Below are 26,282 nucleotides of genomic sequence, written 5' to 3'. Positions count from 1 at the left end.
ATCATTCATCACTCATCATTTATAACATTTATCGTGTTTCCCAAAAAAATCCTCATCACCGGCGCCTCTGGCTTTGTAGGCGGACGTTTGCTGAAAAGCCTGCGCCAAACTTACCCCCAAGCAGAGGTATTGGGCACCGGACGTCGGAACGAGCGCAAGGCCGAATTTGAAGCCCTGGGTTGCCATTACGACTCTGCTGATTTAACCAATTTAGCCGATTGTGAACGATTGGCTGAGGGGGCCGATGTGGTCATTCACTGCGCCGGTTTGTCCTCACCCTGGGGAACCTATCAGGAGTTTTACGACGCCAATGTAAAATCCACTTTGAATTTATTGCAGGTTGCACAAGATCAAGGCAACCAACGTTTTATCCTCATTTCAACTCCAAGTGTATATTTCAATTACAAAGATCGTTTCAACATCAAAGAATCGGACCCACTGCCCAATCCGATGGTCAATCACTACGCAACGACCAAGTACCAGGCTGAGCAGGAAGTTTTACGTTTGAATCGCCTGGATTTTGAAACCATTGCTCTGCGCCCCCGGGCCATCATTGGGGCTGAAGACGCAGTGATTTTTCCCCGGGTTTTGCGGGCCTACCACGAAGGTCGGCTCAAAATCATGGGTGAAGGCAAAAACATTGTCGACCTGACTTCTGTGGTGAATGTTATACATGCTGTGGAATGCTGCCTGAAAGCCGAACACAGTGCCTTTGGAGAGGTGTACAACATTACCAATGGTGAACCCAAGCGGCTATGGGAAGTCTTTAGCCTTTTTCTGGAAGCATTGGATTTACCGCCTGTTACAAAAAAAGTACCCACCAGTATTGCCTTGGCTGCAGCCAGTCTCAATGAGTTTATTCATCGGTATTTTATGGGGGGACGGGAACCCGCCCTGACCCGTTACAGCGTAGGCATTTTGAGTACTTCCATGACGATGGACATCCATAAGGCGTGGGAAAAATTAGGCTATACGCCCCTTCAAAACACCCTGGACGGTGTCAAAGAATTTGTAACATGGTACCAGGCTCAAGCAAAGTAAAAGTCCACATTTTTCATTCTGGTTATTGTGTCGCTCACGGCAAAGTGATTGACCCGGTAAATGGCCAAAAACACTGCCGGGTTTATGCGACCTGGGCGCTGATTGAGCACCCCGAGCAGGGCCTGATCTTGTTTGATACCGGGTATGCGCCTCGTTTTCGCAGCGCTACAGCTCATTGGCCTTATCGCCTGTATGCCCTGCTGACGCCGATGTTTTTGGAAACGCATGAACCCGCAGTGGAGCGACTAAAAGCCTTGGGTTACGTACCCGATCAAATCAAAAGCATCATCATTTCTCATTTTCACGGTGACCATATTGCGGGCTTGCAGGATTTTCCAAACGCCCAAGTTTTTTGTAGTGTTTCGGCCTGGGCACAAGCCAACAAGGTAAAGGGCTGGGCTGCCGTGAGCAAAGGGGTCTTGCCGGAGCTGATTCCGGCTGATTTAGAGCAGCGTATTTATTGTATTGCCGATTCAGAACTTGGGCAACTGAGCAACGCTGATAGTGCCTATGACCTGTTTGGAGATGGAAGTATGCTGCTGTACGCCTTACCCGGGCATGGACGAGGGCAGTTAGGTGCTTTGTTACACACCCCCGAAGGCCCGGTCTTTTTAGCAGCTGATGCCGCCTGGCAATTGGAGCCCTGGCGGGCGGGTATTTTGCCCAAATCGATTGTACGTTTGTTTTTTGATGACTGGGAGGCGTATAAAAGGACCTTTGGGGAGTTGCGGGATTTTGCACAGTTGCATCCAGATGTTAGGATTGTTTTTACGCATAGTCCGGAGCTGATTGAATTTTAGTTTTTCATTCTGCCCAAAATTTATTGATTTATTCTCTTTCAAAATCCCAATCTGCTGGGTTGATTTCAAAATCCCAGATATCCTTAAACTGTAAACCAAAAGTTTTTACAAAAAAGCCCTGTTAGAACAAACCCCTGCCCTATTTTCGGTTCTTTTTCCGCAAGGGTGGAGTTGATTCGGGGGGAAACCTGTGGTGGGTAGCCTGTTCATAGGCGTAACTCAACTTAATGAGTATTGGCTCGCTGAAAGGGCGACCAAAGAACTGCAACCCAGCCGGTAAGTTATTGTAGGTAAAACCCATAGGCACCGTAAACGCTGGAAAGCCCGTGGGTGGCGACAGCGCGTTGTTGTTTGTACCCGACGGTGTGTTCAAGTCGCCAATGAGCCGGGGCGGGTAACTAAACGACGGGTAAACCAGCGCATCAACCTGCGCCGAATCCATGGCCCGGAGCACGAGTTGACGCAATCGCTCGCGGAGGGCCAAGTTCTTTTGCCAACCTTTGTGCAATTCGGGGGCTAGCGTATCTGCATTGCTATCGAGCAGAAATTTTTCAAGAAAGGGATGATACTGCTTTGATTTAATGATTGACTCGAGCGTTTTGTGCGGGGCATTGGGGCCTAAATTGGCCAGGTACACATTGAAATCGCGTCGTAGCTGAGGAATCACATCAAATGATTTGTTGATTGTATCGAGTTCAATGACCCGCACCGAGTCGATAATGGTGGCTCCAGCAAGCCGCAACTCATCAAGTGCATTATTGAACAAAGCCACCACTTGCGAATCAGCTTTGGCGGGGTTGCAAAGCTGCCGAAAAACCCCAATTCTGGCTCCTTTTAGTCCATTTTTGTCTAAAAAAGCCCGATAACTTGCTGGAATTTTACCTTTACTTAGCAGGGTTACGGAATCGGCTTTGTCGTAGCCTGCAATCACTTCGAGTACCCGCACTGCATCTTCCACCGTTCGGCAAATGGGGCCACCCATGTCGTTGGTGAGGGCGAGAGGGGCAATACCGTCGCGGCTAATTAACCCAAGCGTACAGCGAAACCCAACCAAACTCTGGTGAGCGGCCGGTCCCCGAATCGAACTCCCAGTGTCGGTTCCCAAGCCAATGGTGCCAAAGTCGGCGGCCACAGCAGCGGCTGTTCCCCCACTCGACCCTGCCGTGGTGCGTCGGGTATCGTAGGGGTTCCGCGAATAGCCTGGCAAGATCGAACTCACCGAAAAATTGCCAGATTGGGCAAACTCGGCGAGGTTTGACTTGGCAATGATAATGGCACCAGCCTGCCTGATTTTTTGAATCACAAACGCATCGTCGGGTGGAATAGACTCTTTCATGGCCAGCGTTCCGTTGGTCGTTGGCATGTCGAAGGTATCATAATTGTCTTTCACGATGACAGGAATCCCGTGGAGCGGCCCCACAAATTTCCCCGTTGCTTTATAGAGCGAGTCGAGCCGACGGGCTTCAGCTAACGCTTTGGGATTCAACATAATAAGGGCGTTGATAAACGGCCCTTGTTTGTCGTAGGCTTCAATTCGGTCGAGGTAAAGTTGCACAAGCTCAACGGCGGTAAGTTTGCCATTTTGCATGGCCGTGTGCAGACTGGAAATAGTGGCTTCGTGTAATTTTTTGGGCGTAAACTGCTGGCCGACAGCCGATGTTACAACCCAAAAAGAAGCAATGAAAACGAAGTATAGGTTTTTAACCATAATCTAAATCTTTAGGCGCTAGCGGGTAATCCATCTCCTAGAGTCGTCCTCAACCTCCTTTCACCTCCGGATGAATAATCACCTGATCAATCCGCACCCCATCCTTATCTACGATTTCAACCCGTCGGCCATTGTATTCAAAGTGCTCCCCGACATTGGGAATGTGCTCGGTATGGTGAATGACAAAGCCGGCAACAGAAGTAAAAAACACACTTTTATCATGAATGAAATCCGTTTTCATAAAATGATTGAGCGCATTAACAGACACAGTACCACTGACCAACAAAGAGCCATCTTCCCGTGCAATAATGCCCTGTTCTTCTTCCCCCTGATCTGGCAAATCACCCACCAGGGCCTCTGCCAGGTCGTGCAAAGTGATGATTCCCTCAAAAGCTCCAAACTCATCGATGATGATGCCAAAATAACAGCGTTGTTTTTTAAACTGCTGTAAAATGTCAATCGCAAATTGGCTCTCCGGAATAAAAATTGGCTCCCGAATGATGCTGCGCACCTGAAATCCAGGCTCATTTTTTTTGGAAAAAAAGTCTTTGACGTGTAGGTAGCCCAGGATGTTGTCGTGTTTGTCGTCACAAACCGGAAATTGGAAGTGATTGCTTTGCAATAAAGTCGCCTCAATTTTTTCAAAAGGGTCACTGACATCAACCCATTCCACCTCTAGCCGGTGGGTCATCAAGGTCTTGGCCCGCAAATCTGCAAAAGAAATGGCATTGTTGTGGATGTCACTTTCCTCTTTTTCATAAAGCCCTTGTCTGCCCGCGGTTTTGATCACGTAGCGCAATTCTTCTTCAGTAATTTTTTCCTCCTCAGCTGGTTTAACCCCAAAAACCATAAAAACCAGTCTGGTGGTAGTGGTCAGCAACCAGACAAAAGGGCGCGCAATTTTGGAAAAAACCGTAATGAATCCAGCGATGCTCAAGGCCACGGGCTCCGCAAATTTCATCGCCAGCGTTTTTGGGATCAATTCACCAATGACGATGGACAAATAAGTGATCAGGGCCACCACCAGAACGTAGGCAATTTGCCCAGCATAGGGGCGCAAGACCTCAAACTGCTCAACCACGGGGCGGAAATTATCGGTCAAAGTAGCGCCCCCATAAACCCCGGAAACGATACCAATCAGCGTGATGCCAATTTGTACCGCTGAAAGGAATTCTTCTGGCTTTTTGAGCAACTGCAACACTTTCCGTGCCCGAGCACTACCCTTTTCTGCCAATTGAATCATGCGCTGTTTTTTGACCGAAACCAGCGCAATTTCAGAAAGTGCAAATATGCCGTTGATGAAGTTGAAAACAATGATGACGAGTAGTTCCACTACAAAATATTGAATGAAGAGATGTACAAATGTAACAATTTAGGTGGTACTACTTCGGAAACCGCCACGACAAACCCGCGGTCAAAAAGTAGTAACTCCGCTCTGCACCATAAAAAATCCACTCTTCATCGTATTCCGAAACCCGAATACCCCCGGATAAATCCACCTGGATATTGGGCTTGGGATAAAACATCAGGCCCGCTTCAGCAAAAGTTTGTTGAGTAGTTGAAACCTTACCTCCTCCCAGACTGGTTCGTTGAAACGATCCGTGTCCTTGCAGGTAGCCTCCAATTTTGTCAGAAAAAGAGAACTCGGTAGAAAGGGCGTAATAATTCTCCGGGTTGGGGTTGTCTCCATCCCAACTTGCTCCGAGGTTGTAACAAATGGTCAGCCAGTCGTTGACAGGATTGGCAAAGGACAATTGTAAATCGGGACTTAAATAAGAAGGTTGGAAAGCATCCGTTGCAACCCGTGGAAAGCCCAACATGCCAATGAAGGTCACCGTAGGAATCCAGGATTTATTTTCAACCAACAAGGCTTTCATTCCCAGGCGAAGGGGAAAAAATCCGGTTTCGACCACCTCAGGAACAGCCGGCACTTGACTGGATTTGATCCGGTTTTGCCAAAGGTTGTAATCAAAACGCAGTTCCACTTTGTCACCCAATCCATAGCGCAACAGCGTGGAATTTAAGCCAATACCACGAACAGTAAGTGGAGTTGCTTTATCCGCTTCGTACCAAAAACCAGTTTCCACTTGCAGATTTTTGAGCGGTACAATTGAAACTGCGTCTCCAAAGCCCGGGCGATCTGGGGCGATGGTTTCGGTGCTGTCCTGTGCCTTGAGCCTGGCGGTGCAGCTGATCAACAGCAATCCAAGGAAGTAGATTTTTTTCATAAGTTGTGAGAATGGATATTTTAATTGCGCACAAGTAACGCAGAAAATTAAACAAAAATAACCTGAAGGCACTAACCTAAAATGTAGCGCCTTCAGGATACACATTATTTAGCGTGGAAATCTCCACGACAAGCCCACTGTCGCAAAGTAATAATTGCGTTCTGCGTTGTAAAAAATCCATTTAGTGTCATATTCAGAGACTCTGACCCCACCGGAAATATCGATCTGGATATTGGGTTTGGGGTTGAACATCAAACCCGCTTCCCCAAAAGTACTTTGGGCAATAGTACTTTCTCCAGCCGGCAGGCTCGTTCTTTGAAATGTTCCATGTCCTTGCAGGTAAGCACCAACTTTTGAGGAGAAGTTAAACTTCGTGGCCAGTGCATAGTAGTTGCTTGGATTGGGATTGTCTCCGTCCCAACGCGCGCCGAGGTTGTAACTAATCGTTAACCAGTTGTTTACTCGGTTCGCAAAAGACAGTTGTAAATCCGGGCTCAGGTACGCAGGTTGAAAAACATCGGTAGCGATCTGGGGCAAACCCAACATACCCACAAAAGTTACCGCAGGAATCCAGGATTTGTTTTCAATCAGATTGGCTTTCATCCCAAAACGAATGGGTAAAAAACCGGTTTGAACCACCTCAGCGCTGACGGGATCTTCACTGTGGCGAACCCGATTTTGCCAAAGGGTGTAATCAAAACGCAGTTCCACTTTTTCACCAATGCCATAGCGCAAAAGAGTGGAATTTAAGCCCAGTCCCCGGGTCGAGGCAACGCGAGTGTTTTCTTCGCTGTACCAAAAACCGGTTTCAACTTGCAGACTTTTGTGTGGAACAATGGATACCGCCTCACCAAACATCGGTCGGTCGGAGGCGATGATCGAGGTCGTGTCCTGGGCTTTAAGCCAGGCCACGCTGCTCAGCAGCATGAGTCCAAGGAGATAGTACTTTTTCATTAGTTAGAGTATTTGGATTGCATATACGATAAGTGCCTTTAAAAGGTTATACCTATAGTGTTAAAACAGATGCTTTTCAATGAAAAAAATATCCACATATAAGACTTCAGACAATGTATATCAAAGGATCAGTATTTATTTTACCCCCTTATTTTCCGTCAATGTGAGTACAAAATCTATTTTTTTGCCTTTTTTGCTATGAGCCTGTTGTATTTTAGGAGTTTTATTGGACTCCCAGGCATTTTTAAAGCGACTTTAGAACCATACAATTGAATTCAGATGAAGAAATGTATACTTTTCTTCTTGGCCGTGCTTGTGCTGAGCATTGGGGTGACTAATTCTATTCACGCCCAAAAACTACCCGAGGGCCTCAGTGTAAGTCAGGATGGGAAAAGACTGGTTTTTGGAGAAAAACGGGTCAACGGCCTATATGATACAGCCGACATTAAAGAGGTTCGCATCTATTTTACCCAATCCGATTATTGGCAGCAGTTGACCAACAACTATCGTACCAGCAGCGATTTGTTGGCCAAAATGGTGTACGATGGTAAAACCTACGATAGTGTGGGAGTAGCCTTTAAGGGGCAAACTTCCTACAACCGCCTGACCAGTACCCAACTCAAAAAATCCTTTACGGTCAATATGGAATTTACCAAAGAGGACTTCAGCGTGGGAGGTTATGAGGCGCTCAATTTCAACAACGCCTTTGAAGATCCTACCTATATGCGGGAGGTGTTGTATGGGCAACTCGCCCGCCGCCACACGCCTGCTGTACGCACCAACTTCATCCACCTGTACATCAACGATCAAGACTGGGGCGTTTACCCCAACGTGCAACAAATCAATGGCGAATTCATCAAAGAATGGTGGTTCAGCAACGATGGCATCCGCTGGCGGGCCGATCCACCTGCGGGCACAACTGGTGGTGGCCCCGGCCCTGGCGGCGGCGGTGGATTTGGCAATGGTAAATCGGCGATCAATTACCTGGGGGCGGATACTTCCCTGTACAAATCCTATTACACCCTCAAACGCTCCGAAGTGGCTTTCCCCTGGGAAAAACTGATGCAGGCAGCCAACAAATTGAACCAGACTGCCATTGCAGACCTGGAAAAAGTGCTACCCGATTACATCGATATCGATCGTACCCTCTGGTTTTTGGCGACTGAGATTGCCTTTGGCGACGACGACAGTTATGTCTTTAAAGGAGGCATGGACTATTACCTGTATTGGGACCCGGAGACCAAAAGATTAACTCCAATCGAGGTAGATGGCAACAGTTCTTTGGCGGGTAGCCGGGCCAGTTGGAGTCCTTTTTACAATGAAACCAACATCAATTATCCCCTGCTCAATCGCATGTTGGCGGTTCCGGCCTGGCGGCAGCGCTACCTGGCGCACCTGCGCACCATTGTGGAGCAAAGCCTCAATCCAAGTGTGGCGAATGTACACATCGATCGTTTGGCAAAAAAAATTGACCCCCTGGTCAAAACTGATCCACAGAGTCTTTATGGCTACTCGAGTTTCACTTCAGGTATCACCACCTTGAAAAGTTTTTTCAGCACCCGTTATACCTATCTGAAGGCCCAAACTGAAGTCAACCGCATTTCGCCCAGCATCAGTGGTACGGTGTATCGGGTGAATAACGTAGAAGGGCAACTGCCACAAAGCGGGCAAAATGTACAAATCCGCAGCAAAGTGACCAATACCGAAGGTATATCAGCGGTTTGGTTGTACTACTCCAATAACCTGACCGGCAATTTCACCAAAATCCAGATGAAGGACGATGGCAACAACGGTGACGGCAGTGCTTCCGACGGCATCTTCGGAGCTACCATCCCCGCTTTTGGGGCTGGGACCTACGTGCGCTACTACATCGAAGCCGTATCCAACAACAGTGTCAAAACCGCCAGTTATGATCCCGTAGGTGCGGAGCACGATGTGTATTTTTATCAGGTACAAACCTCCCTCAGCTCAGCATCCAACGTAGTCATCAATGAAGTTTTGGCTTCCAATACCAAAGACCTTGATGAAAAACAACAAGCGGATGACTGGATCGAGCTGTACAATACCACCAACAGCCGCATCAATCTGGGTGGTTACTTCCTGACGGACAACCTGACCAACCTTAAAAAATGGGCTTTCCCTGCCGATACCTACATCGAACCCAAGGGCTTTATAGCCGTCTGGGCCGATGAAGATCAAAACCAGGGGCCGCTGCACGCCAATTTTAAACTATCCAAATCCGGTGAATTGCTTATTTTGTCCGACCCAAATGGCATCCAACTGGATCGGGTAGAATTTGGAGAACAACAGGACGACCAGGGCTATGCCCGGGTACCCGATGGCACAGGGGCGTTTGTGACTCAAAAATCGACTTTTAACAAAAGCAATAACCTGACTACCACCCCAGTGCTGGACTTAGCTGCCATAGGACTTAAAATTTATCCCAATCCGGCACAAGATCAGGTGACCATTGAAGCTGAATCCAGCATCGAAGGCGAGATTGTAGAATTGTACAATATCCAGGGGCGCTTGATTGCCCGGCAGGTATTGCAGCAAAAAACCATTGTGAATACCAACAACTGGCCAAACGGCACTTATCTGCTACGCATCGGCGGAGTGGGGAGGAAGCTGGTGATTTTGAAATAGTTGAGGAGTTGAGGAGTTGAGGAGTTGAGGCTGCCGCAGAGACTTAGACAATGTTCTTGTCAAAGTAGCTCGCGGTAGCCTCAACTCCTCAACTTCTCAACTTCTCAACTTCACTACTACAGACATGCAGGAATTTTTGTCCATCTACTCGAAGATCGAAAACCCGACCTTCGAAATGGTTTTGTTTACCTTTTTGTTGTCGTTTTTGTTGTCGGCCTTGATTGCCTTCACTTACAACATGACTACGCGCAGCACCCTGCGCACCACCAATTTTATCCAATCCTTGATCCTGAGTGCCTTGATTGCCACGATGGTGTTGCAAGCCATTGGCGACAATGTAGCTTCGGGTTTGGGCATGTTGGGCGCCCTGACGGTGATCCAGTTTCGCACTGCTTTGCGCAATCCACGGGATATTGTGTTCATGTTCGCAGCCTTGGGAACGGGGATCGCCTGTGGTTTGTACGGCTTTTTTATTGCCATTCTGGGGGTATTCTTTTTCTGCCTGCTGGCCATTGTGCTCAGTTTTACCCCCTTCCATTATGGGCGCCACATCGTGTGGGAATTGCGGATCAGGATGGAGGAAAGTGCAGGCGACCCAGGCGAAAATTTCATCCAGGTCATGGCGCAATATTGCCAGCACTGGACGCTTGATTCTGTCAATCTGGATCGGCTCAAAGACAACGCAGTGTCGCGGGAATACGATTACACCCTGCTTTTTAAAGACGATACCAAACAGCCCGCTTTTTTACAAGCCCTGCTCGACAATGGTGTAGCTGTACGCCGCCTCAATAAACAAAATGACGAATTGACGCTATGAAATTCAACGTATTATACCTCTTTTGGGCACTGGCTTTTGCCGCCTGCTTTTGGTTGAAGGACAACTTCATGGGGCGGAGCAATACGTCTTTTTTTGGGGCTACCGAAACGGAAAGTCAAATTCTCAACTACGATCACACCGTAGTCATCCAGGAAGTGCTGGTCAAAACGGGTGATAAAGTGCAGGCTGGAGATACCCTCATGGTCTTTTATCGCGCCGAACTGGACCAGGAAAGTGCCGAAGGTTTGAGCGACATCAACCAATACGCAGTGGAAAAAAATGCGCAAAACAGCATTTTGGACAAATCCCTGGAAGTGCTCAAAGCCCAGCATCAGACGGAATTGAGCGAGCTTCAAGCCCAGATTCGCATCGAACAAGCTGAATACAACGCCGAAAGTGGAGTACGCAAACTTTTAGGCGAATCCACTGATCTCAATGCAACTGACCCCTTACGCGCCGAAAAAATTGCCGCTTTGCGCAGCCAAATTCGCCAGGCCGAAGAAGAATACCGACAACGGGTGCAGGAAATTCAGGCCGAACGCCGGGCCAATCAAGCGGTGTTTGAAGCCCGCAGTGCCAAAACCCAAATCGACCTCGATTTTGTCAACGCCGAACGCCAACGCTTAGCGCTCGTTGCGCAGGTGGATGGCTTCGTAGAAAGTATTGCCGTAGGCACCAACGAAGTAGTACCCCAGCACAAGGAAATGCTAAAAATCAATCCACTTCAGCCTACCCGCATCCGTGGCTTTGTATACGAGCACGCCGAAATCAGCTATCAACTGGGTGATACGGTTCAACTGAGTGCCTACAGTCGCCCGACGGTATTGTCTCAGGGAATCATCATCGGCAGCAATCCTCAGGTGGTTGAGTTGCCCGTGCGCCTGCGCAAGATGCCCGAAGTACGCACCTGGGGCCGCGAATTGTTCATCAAAATCCCCTATGACAATCCTTTTTACCTCAATGAAAAAATTGTCATTTCTTTTGAATAAGGGCGATAAAAAATAAGTGATCATTTTGCCAGAGGATTAGATAAGTAAACGTTTCATTTCAAGTGTCTTATCTAATCCTCTGGCTCAGGAAGAATGAGTACTTATTTTGCCCACTACCTAAGCCAATCGCCATGAAAGTATTGTTGTGTAGCTTGAGTTTGTTGCTTGCTTCCCTTACTCCTATTGACCCCATCAAAATCAGCATGAAAGAGGTCCTAGCCTCCGTCAATCAGGATGAACAATGGCGCTTGAGTCAACAAACAGTCAATTGGTTGGAGCAACAAAACTACCAGAACCCGCTGCTGCAAAAACTGGAGCTACGTGCTGGATCCAATGATTTTTCCCTGACCCGGCAGCAATACGGCATCCGGGTAAGCCCCAATGCATTCGGATTAAGCAAATACCAGAAACAATACCAACAAGCCCAGTCGGGGGTACTTCAGGCCGAGGCCGAAGTGTACTGGAATGAAGCTTTGCTCCAACGTTATGAAGCGATCGTCGCTTATCATTTTGCGCAACAATTGACTTTGGCTAGCCAAAAACTCGACTCTTTGTACCAGGCTCAGGAACAGGTATTTCGGGCCATGTTGCGCCAGGGTTTGTCCGTGAAAGTAAAAGAGGTGGTGGAAAACGAACAGGATCGGCAATCACTGCGCCTCGATCAGGCTCAGTTTTTACAAGCCAAAAGCCAGGCGGAGGAAAAAATCAGACAATTTATTGCCGGAACGGGAGCGGTAGAACTGGAGCTCCTGGACTTCATCTCGATCGCCCGCATCGAACAAGTCATCGCCCGCATCCAGGCCAACTCCCTGGATATCCCCTTGGCCGAAGCCAAAATTCGTCAAGCCCAAATGGGTTTGGTACAATCCGAAATGGATTTGCTCAAAGTCCGCAACCGCGAATACCTCAGTTTTTTCCAGTTTGGCTACGAACGTGCACCCAAAACGCCAACCCTCGACGATGATCTCTTTATGCGTCTGGGCCTGAACATTCCGCTCAACAGCAACAACCGTTTTAAAAACAATGAGCTGGCCCTGGAAATGTATGAGTTAAACACCAAAAATACCTTGACCTTATCTCGCCGCAAACAGGAATTGGATGTACAACTCAACAAAGTCCGGCACCTGATTCAGGAACACCAATTGCTCAAAGAACAGGAGGGAAAAAACTTGTTGCTCAGTATTTTGGAAGACCCCGCGCTACGGGCTTCACTTACACCTACTGAATTGATGGAGGTAAAATTGATGCAGCAGAAAAAACAGTTTGCCCGCCTCAAACTCAGCGAAGAGCTTACCCAGGAGTACATTCAATTGCTTTATCTCAACGGCCAATTGAGCCAAAAACCCTTGCTCAACTACCTGAGTGCCAACCTAGAACCCTGGTAATTGCTATCCAAAAAATTCCATTTGTAGGGGATAACTCCGCTTTTGTATAAAAAATACTTCCATTTGAGCCAACCTGAAGTATTCTTGAGTACACTTTTGGTTGAGAAGTTGAGGGGTTGAGAAGTTGAGGCTGCCGCAGTAACTTAGACAATGTCGTTGTCAAATTCGCTCGCGGTAGCCTCAACTTCTCAACTTCTCAACTTCTTTTGTACCCTAACACCTTTATCGAATCGGCTTATGGAGTTATCTATCCAAAACTTATCTAAAACTTATCCAAACGGAGTGCAAGCGCTCAAAAACGTGAGCCTGCATATTCCGACCGGCATGTACGGCCTCCTTGGCCCCAACGGCGCGGGCAAAAGTACCCTCATGCGCACCCTGGCTACTTTGCAAGACGCAGACAGCGGAACAGCTACCCTCGGCGACATTGACGTGCTCAAGGACAAAGACGCGGTACGCCGGGTACTGGGCTATTTGCCCCAGGAATTTGGCGTTTACCCCCGTATGTCGGCCCTCGATATGTTGGACCACTTTGCGACCTTGAAAGGAATCCCTAGCAACCAACGCAAAGAAGTGGTACAAACCTTATTGAATCGGGTCAACCTCTGGGATCACCGCAAAAAAGCAGTAAGTAGCTACTCCGGCGGGATGCGCCAACGTTTTGGCATTGCCCAGGCCTTGATTGGTGACCCCAAACTGATCATTGTAGACGAACCTACCGCAGGCCTCGACCCAGGTGAGCGGAATCGTTTTTACAACCTCTTGTCTGAAATCGGCGAAAACGTGATCGTCATCCTCTCTACCCACATTGTAGAGGATGTACGTGAGCTTTGTTCCAATATGGCCATCATCAATGGTGGCGAGGTGAAATACGCAGGGATACCCGATGCTGCATTGGGTGAGTTGGGCGGCAAAATTTGGGAAAAAATCATCCTGAAAGCCGAACTCAATGATTACGAAAAGAACTTCAAAGTGATCTCCAGCAAACTGGTGGCGGGCAAACCCATCATCCACATTTTCAGTGAGGATGATCCCGGTGAGGGATTCCAGCCTGCTGAGCCAGGATTGGAGGATGTGTTCTTTTCAAAAATCAACCAATAAAACCCCAATTGCATGCTCTTCACCTTCCTAAAATTCGAATTAAAATCCTGGCTGCGTGCACCCATGCCCTGGATTTTTCTCTTCATATTCGCGTTGATCACCTATTTTGCAACGGTTACTGATCAGGTGCAAATCGGCGGTAGTTTTGGCAACATTTGGAAAAATGCTCCTTTTGTCACCCAAACCTGGTATGCTGTATTCAGCATCCTTTCCCTTTTGCTGATTACTGCATTTTTTAATACCGCCGCCATCCGCGATTTTGAGAACAATACGGCCCAGATCGTATTTGCTTCGCCTGTCCAAAAAATGGGCTATTTCTTTGGTCATTTTTTGGGGGCACTGCTTGTCTGTTTGATTCCGATGCTGGGTATTTCCTTAGGTATGTGGATTGGCGTTGGGATCAATCCTTTGACGCACTGGATTGATCCGGAGCGGCTTGGCCCTTTTGAAATCCAGAGCCATATCAACGCTTATGTTGCTATCGTCATTCCCAACATGATTTTTGGGGGGAGCATTTTATACACTGTGGCTGCACTTACACGCAGCACCATGTATGCTTTCATTTCGGCAATGTTGCTGCTGGCTGGATCAATCATTGCTGCCAGTCTCATCAGCGACATGGAGAACGAAACTTTATCAACCTTGTTGGATCCATTTGGGTTACGGGCATTTGAAATCATTACTAAATATTGGACAGTTGACGATAAAAACCATCTTTCAGTTGGTCTTATACATCCGATGATGTTGCGAAACCGCCTCTTGTGGATGGGGGTCGGCTTACTGGTCCTTTTTGTAGGCTATTGGCGTTTTAGTTTTGCTGAAAGAGCAAAAAGAGTTAGCAAAAAACGTATGAGCAAGGTCGAAGAAGAACCTTATGGCCTTCAACAATTGGGTAAAATGACTACTGTCCAGCCCGCCACTGGATTCAGCATTACCCTGGCTCAGTTCCGCAGCCAATTAAAAGCCAATTTTTGGGGCGTTGTTAAAAGTACTCCCTTTATTCTTTTAACATTCATTGGGTTGTTGAACACAACTTCAAGCATGCAATTTGCTACGGAAACCTACGGCACCCACAACCTTCCAGTGACCTACACAATGGTTGAAATCATTCGGGGTACTTTTTATATGTTTTTAATTGCCATTGTCGCTTACTTCTCAGGTGCGCTGGTTTGGAAAGAGCGAAACGCCAAGGTCAATGAGATTTACGACGCTATGCCAACGCGCAATTGGACCGACTTTTTATCTAAATTCCTGACCATTATTGGAGTGGTCATTATTTTGGTAAGTGTAAGTATTGTAGCCGCCATAATTGCACAAACATTAAATGGCTTTCACCGCTATGACCTTGGAGTATATGTACGGGAACTCCTGGTACTTGATGTTCTATGGCTGTCATCCTTGGTGGTTCTGTTTTTATTGATCCAAACACTTGCCCCCAACATGTACCTTGGCTTTTTTATCTGCATCGTTGTGGCGATCATTAACGTTTACATTTGGGGTGCGCTGCGGATCGAAACAAATATGGTCCAAATCGGTGGTACCCCAGACTACGACTTATCAGACCTCTACGGTTACAAACCTTACGCTAAGGGTTTATTTTGGTTCAACACCTACTGGGTCTTATTTAGCTCAATTCTCGCGGTTGCTGCAGTCTGTTTTTGGCCTCGCGGCAAAGAAAGTGACTGGCGCAAACGTTTCAAACTGGCTGCATTAGAATGGCGGACTTACCGCTGGGCGGGTTTTAGTGCGATTGTCTTGTGGGGTTTGAGTGCAGCCTGGGTGTTTTACAATACCCTGGTTTTAAATCCTTTCAAAAACAGCAAACAGGTTGAAAAACTGACTGTGCGTTATGAAAAGGATTACAAAAAATACGAAGGCAAAGCCCAACCGCGCATTTATGCAGTGAAGTACAACATCCAGGTTTTTCCGGAAACCCGCAACATCGACGCCAAGGCGGAAATGTGGGTGCGGAACCTGCATCCTAAAGCCATCGATACCTTATTGGTGCAAGTGCCCCGGCAAATCAAGTTCAGCTTGAACAACCCTCGCCTGAAGCTACTCAAGGATGATAAGGACGTTTATTTCCGCATTTATCGCCTGCAACCTGCCCTGCAACCCGGCGACTCCATGCGCCTGGATTTTAGCTCTGTATACCAAAGCAAGGGGTTTGAAAATGAACTGAGTGTGCAGCAAGTGATGCAAAACGGCACATTTTTCAACAATTTTGACATCGCACCCCGCCTGGGTTACCAACCCGATGGCGAGATGACCGATAAAAACCGTCGGAAAAAGTTCAAACTTCCTGAAAAGACCCGGGCACCCAAACTCAACCGCGCGGATACCATCGCCCGGGGCAATTCCTACCTGGGCAATGACGCAGACTGGGTCAACGTAGAAACGGTGATCAGTACCTCAGCCGATCAAATCGCCATTGCGCCCGGCTCCCTGCAAAAGGAATGGACCGAAAATGGACGGCGTTATTTCCAGTACAAACTCGATCACGAAAGTTTCAACTTTTACTCCTTCATGTCGGCACGGTATGAAGTGGCGCGCAAAAAATGGAAGGGAATCGATCTGGAGGTGTATTACCACAAAGACCACAAGGACAATGTAGACCGGATGCTCAAGTCGATGCAAAAATCGCTGGAATATTATACAACCAACTTTGGGCCTTACTTCCACAAGCAATGCCGCATCATCGAGTTTCCGCGTTACGCCGATTTTGCCCAGGCTTTCCCGGGCACCATGCCTTACTCGGAAGGCATCGGGTTTATTGAGGATTACCGGGCGGACAAGGACGATATCGACATGGTCTTTTATGTAGTTGCACACGAAATGGGACACCAATGGTGGGCTCACCAGGAATGTGGGGCCTACATGCAAGGCAGCGAAATGACGGTGGAAACCTTTGCCCAATACAGCGCACTGATGGTGATGGAAAAGGAATATGGCCGCGACATCATGCGCAAATTCCTGGAATACGAGGCGGATCGTTACCTGCGCGGGCGCGGGGCAGAGCGTTTGCAGGAACTCCCGCTGGCGCGTTCCGAAAACCAGGGCTACATCCACTACAACAAGGGTTCCCTGGTGATGTATTACCTGAAGGAAATGATTGGTGAAGAAAAAGTCAATCAAGGCTTGCGTGACTTTTTGAACAAGTTCCGCTACGCGCCACCACCCTTCCCGGTTTCCACCGATGTGGTAGACGAGTTCTACAAACAAACACCGGATTCGCTCAAGTACATCATCAAAGACCTGTTTTGGGACATCACCCTCTTTGAAAACCGCACTACTGAGGCAAGTATCAAAGAACTCGGTAAAGACAAATACCAGGTCACACTGAAGGTGGAATCGCGCAAATTAAAGGCCGACGCACTGGGCAAGGAGAAGGAAGAGAAGGTAGCGGACTGGATGGAAATAGGCGCTTTTGCCAAACCTGAAAAGGGTAAAAAGTACGGCAAAACCCTCTACCGCAAGCGGGTTTTCATCAACAAAAAGGACAATACCTTTACTTTTGAGGTCCAAGGCAAGCCTGAAAAGGCGGGCATTGATCCGTTCACCTTGCTGGTGGATCGAAACCCCGAGGACAATATGCGAGATGTGAAGTAAACCAAGGCCAGTCATCCCGAATTGTAATTTCAAAAAAACCATTAGAATCACGGCAGTGATTCAATCTTGAATAGCCGCGGTCGTCCGCGGTAAAATGACCAGAGGAATGTTTCACAACCGCGGCAGCGGTTGAACAAAATGAGGCAAAATTCAACCGCTACCGCGGTTGCCAAACTACTCAGAACCTCTGAGTCCGCGGACGACCGCGGCTATTCAAGATTCAACCGCTGCCGCGGTTGGGGCTTTAGAATTCGGGATGCCCTGATTTTTTTATAAAAATTCACCCAAATAGGTGAGGCGCAGCCGGCACTTATACCCGCAATATTGTAGTGAATACAAACCCATTAAAATTCACTGCAATTATGAACACCAAATCCTATTTAATCTTGACAATGTGGGCCTTTTTATTGCTTGCTGGCAGTTTTGCCTGTAAAAAGGCAGATCCCTGTGAGTCAACAACTTGTCTGAATGGCGGCACCTGTGATTCGGGTGACTGCAACTGTACCGAACGCTGGACCGGAGAGACCTGTAATGCCCAAAAAACACCCGCCTCCATCAAATTCACTAAGCTAGAACTGACCAAATATCCAGCTAAAACTACAACTAACGGCAATTGGGATCCTTCGGATGGCCCCGATGTGTACATGAAAATTTACAAAGGCACCACTTTGATCTGGACTGGGCCAGTTTTTCCCTTGCCACTCGACCCCGTTTCAGGGCAAAACCCGGTATTTTTTCCTGCCACCAAACCTGAATTGACCAGCCCTCTGGAAGAATACACCATCGAGCTATGGGACAAGGATATCGCACCCGATACCGACGATTTTATGGGTGGTTTGAAGTTTAAAGCGTACAATGAAACCAATAATTTCCCGGAAAGCTTGCGTATTGAATGTACGGGTTGTAGTACGGGCTATAAGGTAGATTTGGAGTATACTTTTTAAAAACTGCCCATCTACGTCTTGCCGTTGAGGTAAATTATACCAAATCCATCCCGATTTTGACTTAACTCAAAATCGGGATGTTTTTTTTTGCCACATTTGTCTTTCGATTTTGTCCAATCGAAAAACACCTACCGCTATGCTCACCTTCAATTTTTGTTTGCTCTACGCCGCATTGTTTGTTGTGATTGGCTTTGCGTATGTCAATGTGCAAAAAGCCAGTGATCAACTGCCCAGCAATGGCTTGTTTAAATTGTATGGAGGTTTGATCCTCTGGACCATTTACCTGCTGGTTCTGGATCAATCGGGGATACTGCGGCCTATGGTCAATCCGCCACGGATACCCTTGTTGGTCATTCTGCCTGCCTTTATTTTGATAGTCTGGTTTTTTGCCTCGGGCAAACATCGGCCTTTTACCCAAAACATTCCCATTTGGCAACCGGTATTGATCCAGTCTTTTCGCATTGGGGTGGAGTTTTTGATCCTGGGCATCTATCTCAAAGGCATTGGCCCGGTGCAAGCTACTTTCGAGGGCTATAACTTTGATATTGTTTCGGGCTTGCTGGCTATCCCTACTGCCTGGTTTTTGTACAAAAAAAAGAGCTTTGCCAAAATAGTCGCCTGGATTTGGAGCATCTTCAGCTTATTGCTATTGGCCAATATTGTTTTCATTTTTAATACGCTGGTACTGCGCCCAGAGATGTGGGGCTTTGCGGAAAATCCCATCAGTGTGGAGTTTACTCAAATGCCATACATTTTGATCGCTGGTTTTTACATGCCGTTTGCGGTGTTTTTACATGTGTTTACGATCACGCAATTGCGGGAAAAGTAGAGACGCAGGGCTATGCGCCTCTACTTGAACGAAAGAGTTTCCCCCAAACCCGCAAACAAATAATCCCCTAAAAACACGTCACTAAAAATCTTGAACCCCAAATGCCCGGTGCAATGTGCGGGTGCTACCCGATGCACTGCGAGCCCATCTTTAAGGTAATGGCAAATTTCGCTGATCTTGTTTTGGTCAAAGGGGATCAGGTGGAAGCCTCCGTACACCAATTCAATCTTGTGCGCGGTTTCCTTTTTGGTTTGCTCCACGATACGTTCCACTCCGCTGTGGGAACAGCCAACGATGAGGACTTCTCCTTTATCAGTTTTGAGTGAAAGGGACAATTCAGGAAGGTTGGTGTATTTGTAGTTGGAATTATCGGCACTTTGAAATTGCCCATCCACAAAACTTTTATTGGGATAACCCGAAAAGTAGCCCATAAAGGGTGAGTTGGTGGCAACGAGGCGGATACCTGGTTCAATCTCAATCGAGGATTTGACAAATTCAACATTTCCATTCCAAAAACGCCCGGATTGCATGATTTGGAATTTGGTTTTGCCGCCGCCAAAATAGCGCATGTGTACGGGCAAAAGATTTTTGGTGGTGCTATCCTGCCCGGTAGCGTCGTATGGCACCGGTGCGCCCCAAAAAATATCAAAAGGAAAATAAATTTTGACTTTAGGGTTGATTTTCAACAAATAATCGATGCCGTTGAGGTGGTCAAAATGGCTATGTGAAATCACCACCACATCTACCTTCCGCAAGTCGACGCCGAGGGTTTTTACATTCTTTTTAAAAATATCGGCATTGCTTCCAGCGTCAAACAGGATGGTTTTACCCTGGTATTTCAGGATAGAGGAAAAGCCGAAATCTTGAACCAAATTGCTGTTTTTGCCAAATGCATCGTAGAGGTTGGTGATGCTGCCTTCGTGAATCTCGAATTTTTTATGTGACTGGGCAAAAGATGGGGCAAAAAGCCACAGGGAGAGGAGGAAAACGGATAGTTTTTTCATGTTTCAGGTGTTGGTTGGTTTAACCTACGCAAAAACACCTGATTTGGATGTTTGGACAGGTAGAGACGCACAGTTGTGCGTCTCTATTCGTCCTATATGAGACGCACAACCGTGCGTCTCTACAACGATGTTTATTTAATGAGCGGTTTACTCACAATCTTTTGAATCGCCGCCTCTAGACTGTTCTCCGGCGTGAGTTCCAGGTTCCTTTCTTTTGCTCCTGAGGCAAAAACCATCCTAGCTTTTCCACAGGGCGCAGGACTGATCACCATCGTTACCCGGTCTTTTCCTTTGCTGAAACGCAGGGCGTATTTGGCCATGAAAGGGCAATTTTTGACATTCACCAGGTCAAAGTTTTTGGCATCCACTGCGGCAAAGGTTAGGCTTGCTGCTTCAGCCGGACCCGTTGGAATAAACTCAATCACCTTGTAATCGGCTACGTAAGTGGCATCCAAGGTTTGATCCTGGGCAGCTGTTGGAAAGGCATCCACTGCAAAAAGTTCGACCTTGTCCGAAGTTTTTAACAAATTCACAAAGTCACCTAAGGCTTTGGAGCTGCAGGATTTGTTGCCCAGCAGGACTACACTCAACAAGCACATGAGTAGTTTTGGCATCAGATTAGTTTTTCGATATAGTAGTGGGGCAAAAATAAGTGCTTCATTTTGTCAAAGGATTAGATAAGACACTTGCAATGAATCGTTTACTTACCTAATCCTTTGACAAAATGAAGCACTTATTTTTTTATTTCCCCGTAACGTCGTAATGATAAATTCCGTTTTGCAAGGTACAGTTGCTGCATACCCCTTTGGAGGACTTTCTGCGTGCTCCGGTTACCGTATTGTTGATTAAATCGCGCCAGTCGGCGGCATCATCGCGCATGTAGCTGATCTCTTCCCGCAGGGATTGCAAAAAGCTCACGGTGAAAAAACCACCATTCGCGTTATTGGCCCAGGACACTTCACCGGGGCTGGCCGCAGTAGCCATTAGGTTACCCTTATAGTTCATGAACAAATCGCGCAGCTTGGAGTCATTGTAATTGTTGTTCGCTTGCATAGCCAGGAATTCGCTACCCGTAAGTGGGCTAGGCATATCGATTGTCGAGTTGCAACAATCCCCCAACACGATGTTCAAACGGCCACCTTTAGCCTTGATGGTTTTGAACACATAATCCAGGTCGAGTGCCGTGTTGTCCCCAATGCGGGTGTATGGCGAACTGCGCATGTCCAGTTGAGGCCAGGCACCCTGCTGGTCGTTCCAACGAAAACCGTGTCCGCGATAAACAAAAATCACGATGTCATTCGTGCCGGGGTACAAACTGTTTAAGGTGTTTTGCACCGCAGCTTTGGTAAAATTGTCGCCATTAATCAGGTACTGTTTGTAGCTGATGCCCAAAGAGGATGCAATCCCCTTGAACTCGGCAGTCAAAGACGATTGATCCCGGGAACAGCTCATTCCAATATCGCCAATGTTGGTATTGGCCGCGATGATCAGGTGCATGGTAGTTCCGGGCGTATTGGTATTGACGTTAGGCTTGAGGCGCAGGGTGCTCAAATCGATGCCAAACATCTTGCGCAAAGCCAGGTAATCCGGCTCCGTGGAGGAATAAAATTCACGCAGATAGGCATCGTTGATGTCTTGCTTGGTCAGCGCCCTGAAGGAATCGGCGTGGAGCAGTTTCGAAGTGTCATTCGCGTCGTCGGTCAGGTAAGGTTTTTCCTGATTTTCCAGGAAGATGATGTGATCCGGGTTGTAGCCGTACTGACCAGCAGCAGTGATGAATTTTGGATTGGAACCCAGAAGAACCAGGTATTCGCTCCCATCCGTTTTGCCATGTTCAGATTTGTAGTCTACGTTCACTACTTTGTACATGTTCTCGGCGTTGTAGGCCACGCGCATGTACATCTTACTGTCGTTAAAAATAACCAGGAGTCCTTTGTACTTGACGTTCAGTTTGTCGGTAAACTTGATCTCAAACAAATCTTGTGCAGGTAATACATGAGCAGCAAAGCACAATACTGCCAAAATGGTTAATGCCCGTGTTAAGCATTGTTTTCTCATATTGTAATGGATTTAATGAGCTGGAATCATCAGGCTGACGCCAAACAGCAGAAAGATATTGCTTTGTTTTTCAAGGTATAACTTTTTTTTAAGAAAATTTTCGTCCAAAAGGGCAAGTAGATCAATACAGTGTCGGAAGCGGTCAATAAAGTAGTGGAGTGGGTATCGGAAGCTTGCGTAACTTTGCAGTGAATAATGAAAAGTGAAAAGTGAAAAACAAACACGCCATTTGTTTTTCGATTTCCAAAAGTTCACTTTCACTATTCACTTATCACTATTCATTTTTCACTCTTTATGACTGCGCACTTACGTCTCTTTTTCAACCACAGCACCAGCCGGGCCATCGGTTTGGTTTTTGCCATGCAAGGATTGTTGTTTGGTACCTGGTCGTCCATGATTCCCTACATCAAGCAGAAATTTCAACTGGATGAAGCCCAATTGGGTTTGTTGTTGTTGGCCTTGCCTGTGGGCATCACCATTATGAACCCCATTTCGGTCGGCGTTCTGCACCGCTTGGGCACTGTAAGAGCAACAATGTTAGCTCGTACTATAGGTGCGCTTTTTTTTGTCATCCCTTTTTTAATGCCCAACGTTTGGTTGGTGGCAGCGGCATTGATGTTGCTGGGTACAACTTTTTCCACCACCAATGTTTCCATGAATACGGCCGCTACCACGCTTGAAAATTATGAAGGCATCCGCATCATGGCTACCTGCCATGCATTGTGGTCGAGTGGAGCCATGTTTGGGTCAGCCATTGGTGCAACAGCCATGGGGATGGGCATTCACCCAGTCACCCATGTCATGCTGATTGGCTCGGTGTTGCTTTTGTCAACGCTGGTGATTTATCAGGCCTTTCAAAGGGTCCCCAGCGAAGTAACGGTGAGCAAAAGCAATGGCCCCCGCCCCAAATTCAAAATGCCTAGTGCAGCGCTCTGGGGCCTGATTGCCATTAGTTTGTGTACCAACCTCACCGAAGGGACCATGGCCGATTGGTCGGCAGTATACATGCGCGAGGTTGTACAAGCACCGGCCGCTTTGTGGGGCTGGGGTTTTGCGGCATATGCGTTTTTTATGGCCATGACTCGTTTTACGGGTGATGCCATTCTGAAAAATTACGGAGGTGGTCCGGTTTTGAGAGTGGGTGGAATGATTGCCGCAAGCGGCCTGTTGCTGGCCATTTTATTGCCTTACACACCTACCACTTTGATCGGTTTTGCCATGGTTGGTGCCGGGGTTTCCCTAGGCGCTCCGGTATTGTACAGCGCCGCTGCGAAGGTGCCTGGAATGGCACCTGGCGCGGGTTTGGCCACAATGAATACTTTTGCCATGGTCGGTTTTTTGGGTGGCCCTGCCGTGATTGGTTTTATTGCCAAAGCCTTTAGTTTGCCGATGGCCCTGGGGGGAGTAGTATTGATGGGTTGTGTGTGGATTTGGCGGGCTGGGTATTTGAAAGCCTAAGCAACAAGGGTAAGAAAAATAGCCACAAAGGCACGAAGGCTCAAAGTAACATTCGGTTGAACTTTGAGCCTTTGTGGCTATTTTGTTTTCACTAAGTCCTAATGCTTTTATTTTCAATTTTTTATAGAATAATAGGCTACACAATGACAATCCTTTCCTTTTAAATTTATAACAAAAAAAAAGCGCCTAAATTTAGCTCAATTACACCCACTAAAATCCTTGCACAGTCAAATGAAACACCGGACCAATCTCCCCGCCTTTGCTTTTCTGTTATTACCCTTTTCCTGGCTTTTTTGGCCCCCGGGCACTGCTGAACGGATTCAGGCCCAACTCGCTAAATACCAAAGCAAATACCCCAGCGAAAAGGTCTACCTGAACACCGACAAACCCCACTATGCGCTGGGTGAAAACATCTGGTTCAGTGCATACCTCACTGCCGGAGCAGAACATTTGCCTTCTCTGGTCAGTAATTTGGTTTACGTAGAATTGATTGGACCCGATTTAACCCTCAAAGCCAGTCGCTACATCGGCATTCAGGATGGGGTAGGGAACGGTGATTTTGACACGGAGCGCGACTGGCCCGAAGGCAAATATTTCCTGCGGGCCTACACCAACTACATGCGCAATTTTGACTCCAGCTTTTTCTTTCAGCGGGAGTTTTTGTTGCTCAAACCCAGAGTGGAAATAACTCCTGCCGTGCCGGAAACACCAAAAAGCATTACCGATTTTAGCGTACAATTCATGCCCGAAGGGGGTGATCTGGTCAATGGCTTGAGCTCCCAGATTGGGGTTAAAGCAGTGAGCAACCAGGGAATGGGAATCCAGTTCGAAGGCAAAATTCTCGACGATCAGGGCACCCAGGTTGCTGTATTCAAAACCTACCGCTTTGGCTTGGGAGCATTTTCTTTTACCCCCCAAAGCGGAAGAAAGTACCAGGCCGAACTCAGTTTTCAAGGCATCCAGAAAAAAATCCCCTTGCCTGTTGCCCAGGAACAGGGATATACCTTACAGATCACCCAACGCCCACCGAATCAATTGTTGATCAACGTGCGCAGCAACATTCCGAATGGGTTAAAAGATGCGGTAATCCTGGGGCATTTGCGAGGTCAGAGCATCTTCAGTTTTAGTAATGCGGAAGGTTTAGAAAAACTCAGCCTCACCATTCCCACCGACTCGATTCCTGAAGGCATCGCCCAATTTACACTCTTCAGCAGCAAGGGTGAACCCCTTTGTGAACGCCTCGTTTTTGTGGATAACCCCCGGGAGAGGGGCCGACTAAGTATAAGCACAGACAAAAGCACTTATGCTGCGCGGCAAAAAGTCAGCGTGACTTTGGAACTCAAAGACCAGGTGGGGAATCCCCTTAAAGCCATGGTTTCGGCCACTGTCACCGACAAACAAAGCGTGTATTGGAGCAAATATGGGCAAGACATCCGCTCCTACCTCCTGTTGCAAGCTGACTTACCCGGGCACATCGAAGACCCCGGCTATTTTTTTGTGGAAGAAAACGCAACCCGGCGGCAGTTGCTCGACATGTTGATGCTGACCCAAGGCTGGCGGCGCTTTAGCTGGAAACAAGTCTTACAGGATAACCTGCCTGATTTGGCCTGGTTGCCCGAGCAGGGCTTTACCATTAGCGGCCAAACCACCAAACTCGATCAGCCCGACAAACCCGTTTCAGCGGATTTGATGGTCGTGGCAATGGAAAAAGGGATATCCCAATTGGTCAGCTCTGGCCCCGATGGGCGTTTTTCCATTTCTGGTTTCCCTTTTGTCGACAGCACCCAGGTGGTGATTCAGGGCGCAAAACCCAATAGCAACAGCAAAAAAAGTAAAAACAGTGAAAGCAATCAACAGGGCGTAAGTGGCAATCGTGACATCAAAATCCGACTGGACGCTGATAACCCGCCACCAATTGATCCACAGGTTGGTTTTGGTTTACCGCTCAGTACAGACGCTACTCAGCAAAAAAGTTTTATGGCCGACAGCAAAAAACTGGCCGATCTGGACTCTTTGTTTCCCGGCATTTGGAAACTGAGCTTGGCCGAATTTGAAGTCAAAGGCAAACGGACAAAAAATCCTTACGGGGTGGGGGACATTCCTTACCGGGCACCTACCGATCGGATGATTGTTGATTCTTTGCCAGGTAAAAATACCGCCTTGAGTGTTTTTGATTTCTTGCGGCGGATACCTGGCGCCCAAGTGGTAGGTACTTTTCCCAACCAATCGGTGGTTTTGCGTGGAATCAACAGTTTGAATGGTCCTGCCCAGGCCTTGTTTGTGCTGGACGGGACTGTTGTGGATGCCAGCACTTTGTCGACTGTGCCAGTGTCCAATATCGCATTTGTAGATGTATTGAAAGGAGGCCAAGCCGCCATGTTTGGGAACCGGGGCATCAACGGAGTAGTGGCCGTGTACACCAAACGCACCGGCAACCAGCCTGCTCAGTACGATGTGAATGGCATCATCAACTTCAAACACCCTGGGTTTTACAAAGCCCGCGAGTTTTATGCGCCGCAATACGATAAGAAAAAGCCCGAACACGACCGACCCGACTTCCGCACGACGCTGCATTGGGTACCCATTATCGAAACGGACCAGGCCGGAAAAGCGACCTTTAGTTTTTTTACAAATGATAAAGCTGGAGCTTTTGAAATTTTGGTACAGGGAATGACGCTAAAAGGGATTCCGGTGAGTGGGCGGTATTGAGA

Annotated in this window: 19 protein-coding genes; 12 read left to right on the top strand and 7 right to left on the bottom strand. The window is 47.6% G+C overall.

What is annotated here, in order from left to right; all coding sequences use genetic code 11:
- Positions 1–33: 33 nt before the first annotated feature.
- Together ACO08K_RS11435 and ACO08K_RS11430 are read left to right on the top strand one after the other, a co-directional pair.
- Positions 34–1,041 (top strand): NAD-dependent epimerase/dehydratase family protein, encoded by a 1,008-nt coding sequence (locus ACO08K_RS11435; protein WP_421796527.1) that lies wholly within the window; start codon positions 34–36, stop codon positions 1,039–1,041.
- On the top strand, positions 1,017–1,841 hold the full coding sequence (locus tag ACO08K_RS11430; protein ID WP_421796526.1) for an MBL fold metallo-hydrolase: 825 nt from the start codon (positions 1,017–1,019) through the stop codon (positions 1,839–1,841). Before ACO08K_RS11435 ends, ACO08K_RS11430 begins: the two co-directional genes overlap by 25 nt.
- 139 nt (positions 1,842–1,980) lie before the next feature.
- Here the strand turns inward: ACO08K_RS11430 and ACO08K_RS11425 are convergent, their stop codons facing one another.
- From ACO08K_RS11425 to ACO08K_RS11410, 4 genes are all read right to left on the bottom strand, one after another.
- Entirely contained in the window at positions 1,981–3,549 is a 1,569-nt protein-coding gene (locus ACO08K_RS11425; RefSeq protein ID WP_421796525.1) for an amidase family protein, read from the bottom strand.
- Between the two features lie 49 nt (positions 3,550–3,598).
- A complete protein-coding gene (locus ACO08K_RS11420; RefSeq protein ID WP_421796524.1) occupies positions 3,599–4,882 on the bottom strand; it encodes a hemolysin family protein in 1,284 nt (427 codons plus the stop codon).
- A 49-nt stretch (positions 4,883–4,931) separates the two neighbouring features.
- The gene (locus ACO08K_RS11415) at positions 4,932–5,777 is read right to left on the bottom strand and encodes a transporter (RefSeq protein WP_421796523.1); all 846 of its coding nucleotides are present in this window, start codon (positions 5,775–5,777) and stop codon (positions 4,932–4,934) included.
- 108 nt (positions 5,778–5,885) lie between these two features.
- Positions 5,886–6,731, bottom strand: coding sequence for a transporter (locus ACO08K_RS11410; protein ID WP_421796522.1), 846 nt, complete (start codon positions 6,729–6,731; stop codon positions 5,886–5,888).
- 279 nt (positions 6,732–7,010) lie between these two features.
- On the opposite strand from ACO08K_RS11410, the gene ACO08K_RS11405 reads away from it, so the two are divergent.
- The 8 genes from ACO08K_RS11405 to ACO08K_RS11370 all read left to right on the top strand — a co-directional run bounded on the left by ACO08K_RS11405 (position 7,011) and on the right by ACO08K_RS11370 (position 19,051).
- Positions 7,011–9,377 (top strand): CotH kinase family protein, encoded by a 2,367-nt coding sequence (locus tag ACO08K_RS11405; RefSeq protein ID WP_421796521.1) that lies wholly within the window; start codon positions 7,011–7,013, stop codon positions 9,375–9,377.
- A 124-nt stretch (positions 9,378–9,501) separates the two neighbouring features.
- Positions 9,502–10,194, top strand: a complete 693-nt coding sequence (locus ACO08K_RS11400; protein WP_421796520.1) for a DUF4956 domain-containing protein — start codon at positions 9,502–9,504, stop codon at positions 10,192–10,194.
- Positions 10,191–11,183, top strand: coding sequence for a hypothetical protein (locus ACO08K_RS11395; protein WP_421796519.1), 993 nt, complete (start codon positions 10,191–10,193; stop codon positions 11,181–11,183). Before ACO08K_RS11400 ends, ACO08K_RS11395 begins: the two co-directional genes overlap by 4 nt.
- Before the next feature lie 131 nt (positions 11,184–11,314).
- Positions 11,315–12,568, top strand: a complete 1,254-nt coding sequence (locus tag ACO08K_RS11390; protein WP_421796518.1) for a hypothetical protein — start codon at positions 11,315–11,317, stop codon at positions 12,566–12,568.
- 237 nt (positions 12,569–12,805) lie between these two features.
- Positions 12,806–13,669 carry an ABC transporter ATP-binding protein gene (locus ACO08K_RS11385; RefSeq protein ID WP_421796517.1) on the top strand — a complete coding sequence of 288 codons (864 nt, stop codon included), beginning with the start codon at positions 12,806–12,808 and terminating at the stop codon, positions 13,667–13,669.
- 12 nt (positions 13,670–13,681) lie between these two features.
- Positions 13,682–17,278: an ABC transporter permease/M1 family aminopeptidase gene (locus tag ACO08K_RS11380; protein WP_421796516.1), complete on the top strand. Its 3,597-nt coding sequence runs from the start codon at positions 13,682–13,684 to the stop codon at positions 17,276–17,278.
- A 362-nt stretch (positions 17,279–17,640) separates the two neighbouring features.
- The gene (locus ACO08K_RS11375; protein WP_421796515.1) at positions 17,641–18,222 is read left to right on the top strand and encodes a hypothetical protein; all 582 of its coding nucleotides are present in this window, start codon (positions 17,641–17,643) and stop codon (positions 18,220–18,222) included.
- 136 nt (positions 18,223–18,358) lie between these two features.
- On the top strand, positions 18,359–19,051 hold the full coding sequence (locus ACO08K_RS11370; RefSeq protein ID WP_421796514.1) for a hypothetical protein: 693 nt from the start codon (positions 18,359–18,361) through the stop codon (positions 19,049–19,051).
- A gap of 20 nt (positions 19,052–19,071) precedes the next feature.
- Here ACO08K_RS11370 and ACO08K_RS11365 read toward each other — a convergent pair whose 3' ends face one another.
- The 3 genes from ACO08K_RS11365 to ACO08K_RS11355 form a co-directional block, all read right to left on the bottom strand.
- A complete protein-coding gene (locus ACO08K_RS11365) occupies positions 19,072–20,055 on the bottom strand; it encodes an MBL fold metallo-hydrolase (protein WP_421796513.1) in 984 nt (327 codons plus the stop codon).
- Between the two features lie 131 nt (positions 20,056–20,186).
- Positions 20,187–20,669: a hypothetical protein gene (locus ACO08K_RS11360; RefSeq protein ID WP_421796512.1), complete on the bottom strand. Its 483-nt coding sequence runs from the start codon at positions 20,667–20,669 to the stop codon at positions 20,187–20,189.
- A 127-nt stretch (positions 20,670–20,796) separates the two neighbouring features.
- On the bottom strand, positions 20,797–22,113 hold the full coding sequence (locus ACO08K_RS11355) for a caspase family protein (RefSeq protein WP_421796511.1): 1,317 nt from the start codon (positions 22,111–22,113) through the stop codon (positions 20,797–20,799).
- 294 nt (positions 22,114–22,407) lie between these two features.
- Between ACO08K_RS11355 and ACO08K_RS11350 the strand changes: the two genes are divergently transcribed.
- Complete coding sequence (locus ACO08K_RS11350; RefSeq protein ID WP_421796510.1) at positions 22,408–23,571, top strand: MFS transporter; 1,164 nt, start codon at positions 22,408–22,410, stop codon at positions 23,569–23,571.
- Positions 23,572–23,802: 231 nt separating this feature from the next.
- A complete protein-coding gene (locus tag ACO08K_RS11345; RefSeq protein WP_421796509.1) occupies positions 23,803–26,280 on the top strand; it encodes a TonB-dependent receptor in 2,478 nt (825 codons plus the stop codon).
- Positions 26,281–26,282 lie beyond the last annotated feature (2 nt).

It is taken from the genome of Haliscomenobacter sp. (assembly GCF_965225875.1).
Taxonomy (GTDB): Bacteria; Bacteroidota; Bacteroidia; order Chitinophagales; family Saprospiraceae; genus Haliscomenobacter.
Note: the sequence above shows the minus strand (reverse complement) of the source record. Positions and strands in the feature narration are given on the sequence as shown.

Excerpts from the sequence above, each read along its gene's own strand:
- ACO08K_RS11430 (WP_421796526.1), top strand. The coding sequence starts at position 1,017 with ATGGTACCAGGCTCAAGCAAAGTAAAAGTCCACATTTTTCATTCTGGT.
- ACO08K_RS11425 (WP_421796525.1), bottom strand. The coding sequence starts at position 3,549 with ATGGTTAAAAACCTATACTTCGTTTTCATTGCTTCTTTTTGGGTTGTA.
- ACO08K_RS11415 (WP_421796523.1), bottom strand. The coding sequence starts at position 5,777 with ATGAAAAAAATCTACTTCCTTGGATTGCTGTTGATCAGCTGCACCGCC.
- ACO08K_RS11410 (WP_421796522.1), bottom strand. The coding sequence starts at position 6,731 with ATGAAAAAGTACTATCTCCTTGGACTCATGCTGCTGAGCAGCGTGGCC.
- ACO08K_RS11405 (WP_421796521.1), top strand. The coding sequence starts at position 7,011 with ATGAAGAAATGTATACTTTTCTTCTTGGCCGTGCTTGTGCTGAGCATT.
- ACO08K_RS11400 (WP_421796520.1), top strand. The coding sequence starts at position 9,502 with ATGCAGGAATTTTTGTCCATCTACTCGAAGATCGAAAACCCGACCTTC.
- ACO08K_RS11395 (WP_421796519.1), top strand. The coding sequence starts at position 10,191 with ATGAAATTCAACGTATTATACCTCTTTTGGGCACTGGCTTTTGCCGCC.
- ACO08K_RS11390 (WP_421796518.1), top strand. The coding sequence starts at position 11,315 with ATGAAAGTATTGTTGTGTAGCTTGAGTTTGTTGCTTGCTTCCCTTACT.
- ACO08K_RS11385 (WP_421796517.1), top strand. The coding sequence starts at position 12,806 with ATGGAGTTATCTATCCAAAACTTATCTAAAACTTATCCAAACGGAGTG.
- ACO08K_RS11380 (WP_421796516.1), top strand. The coding sequence starts at position 13,682 with ATGCTCTTCACCTTCCTAAAATTCGAATTAAAATCCTGGCTGCGTGCA.
- ACO08K_RS11375 (WP_421796515.1), top strand. The coding sequence starts at position 17,641 with ATGAACACCAAATCCTATTTAATCTTGACAATGTGGGCCTTTTTATTG.
- ACO08K_RS11370 (WP_421796514.1), top strand. The coding sequence starts at position 18,359 with ATGCTCACCTTCAATTTTTGTTTGCTCTACGCCGCATTGTTTGTTGTG.
- ACO08K_RS11365 (WP_421796513.1), bottom strand. The coding sequence starts at position 20,055 with ATGAAAAAACTATCCGTTTTCCTCCTCTCCCTGTGGCTTTTTGCCCCA.
- ACO08K_RS11360 (WP_421796512.1), bottom strand. The coding sequence starts at position 20,669 with ATGCCAAAACTACTCATGTGCTTGTTGAGTGTAGTCCTGCTGGGCAAC.
- ACO08K_RS11355 (WP_421796511.1), bottom strand. The coding sequence starts at position 22,113 with ATGAGAAAACAATGCTTAACACGGGCATTAACCATTTTGGCAGTATTG.
- ACO08K_RS11350 (WP_421796510.1), top strand. The coding sequence starts at position 22,408 with ATGACTGCGCACTTACGTCTCTTTTTCAACCACAGCACCAGCCGGGCC.
- ACO08K_RS11345 (WP_421796509.1), top strand. The coding sequence starts at position 23,803 with ATGAAACACCGGACCAATCTCCCCGCCTTTGCTTTTCTGTTATTACCC.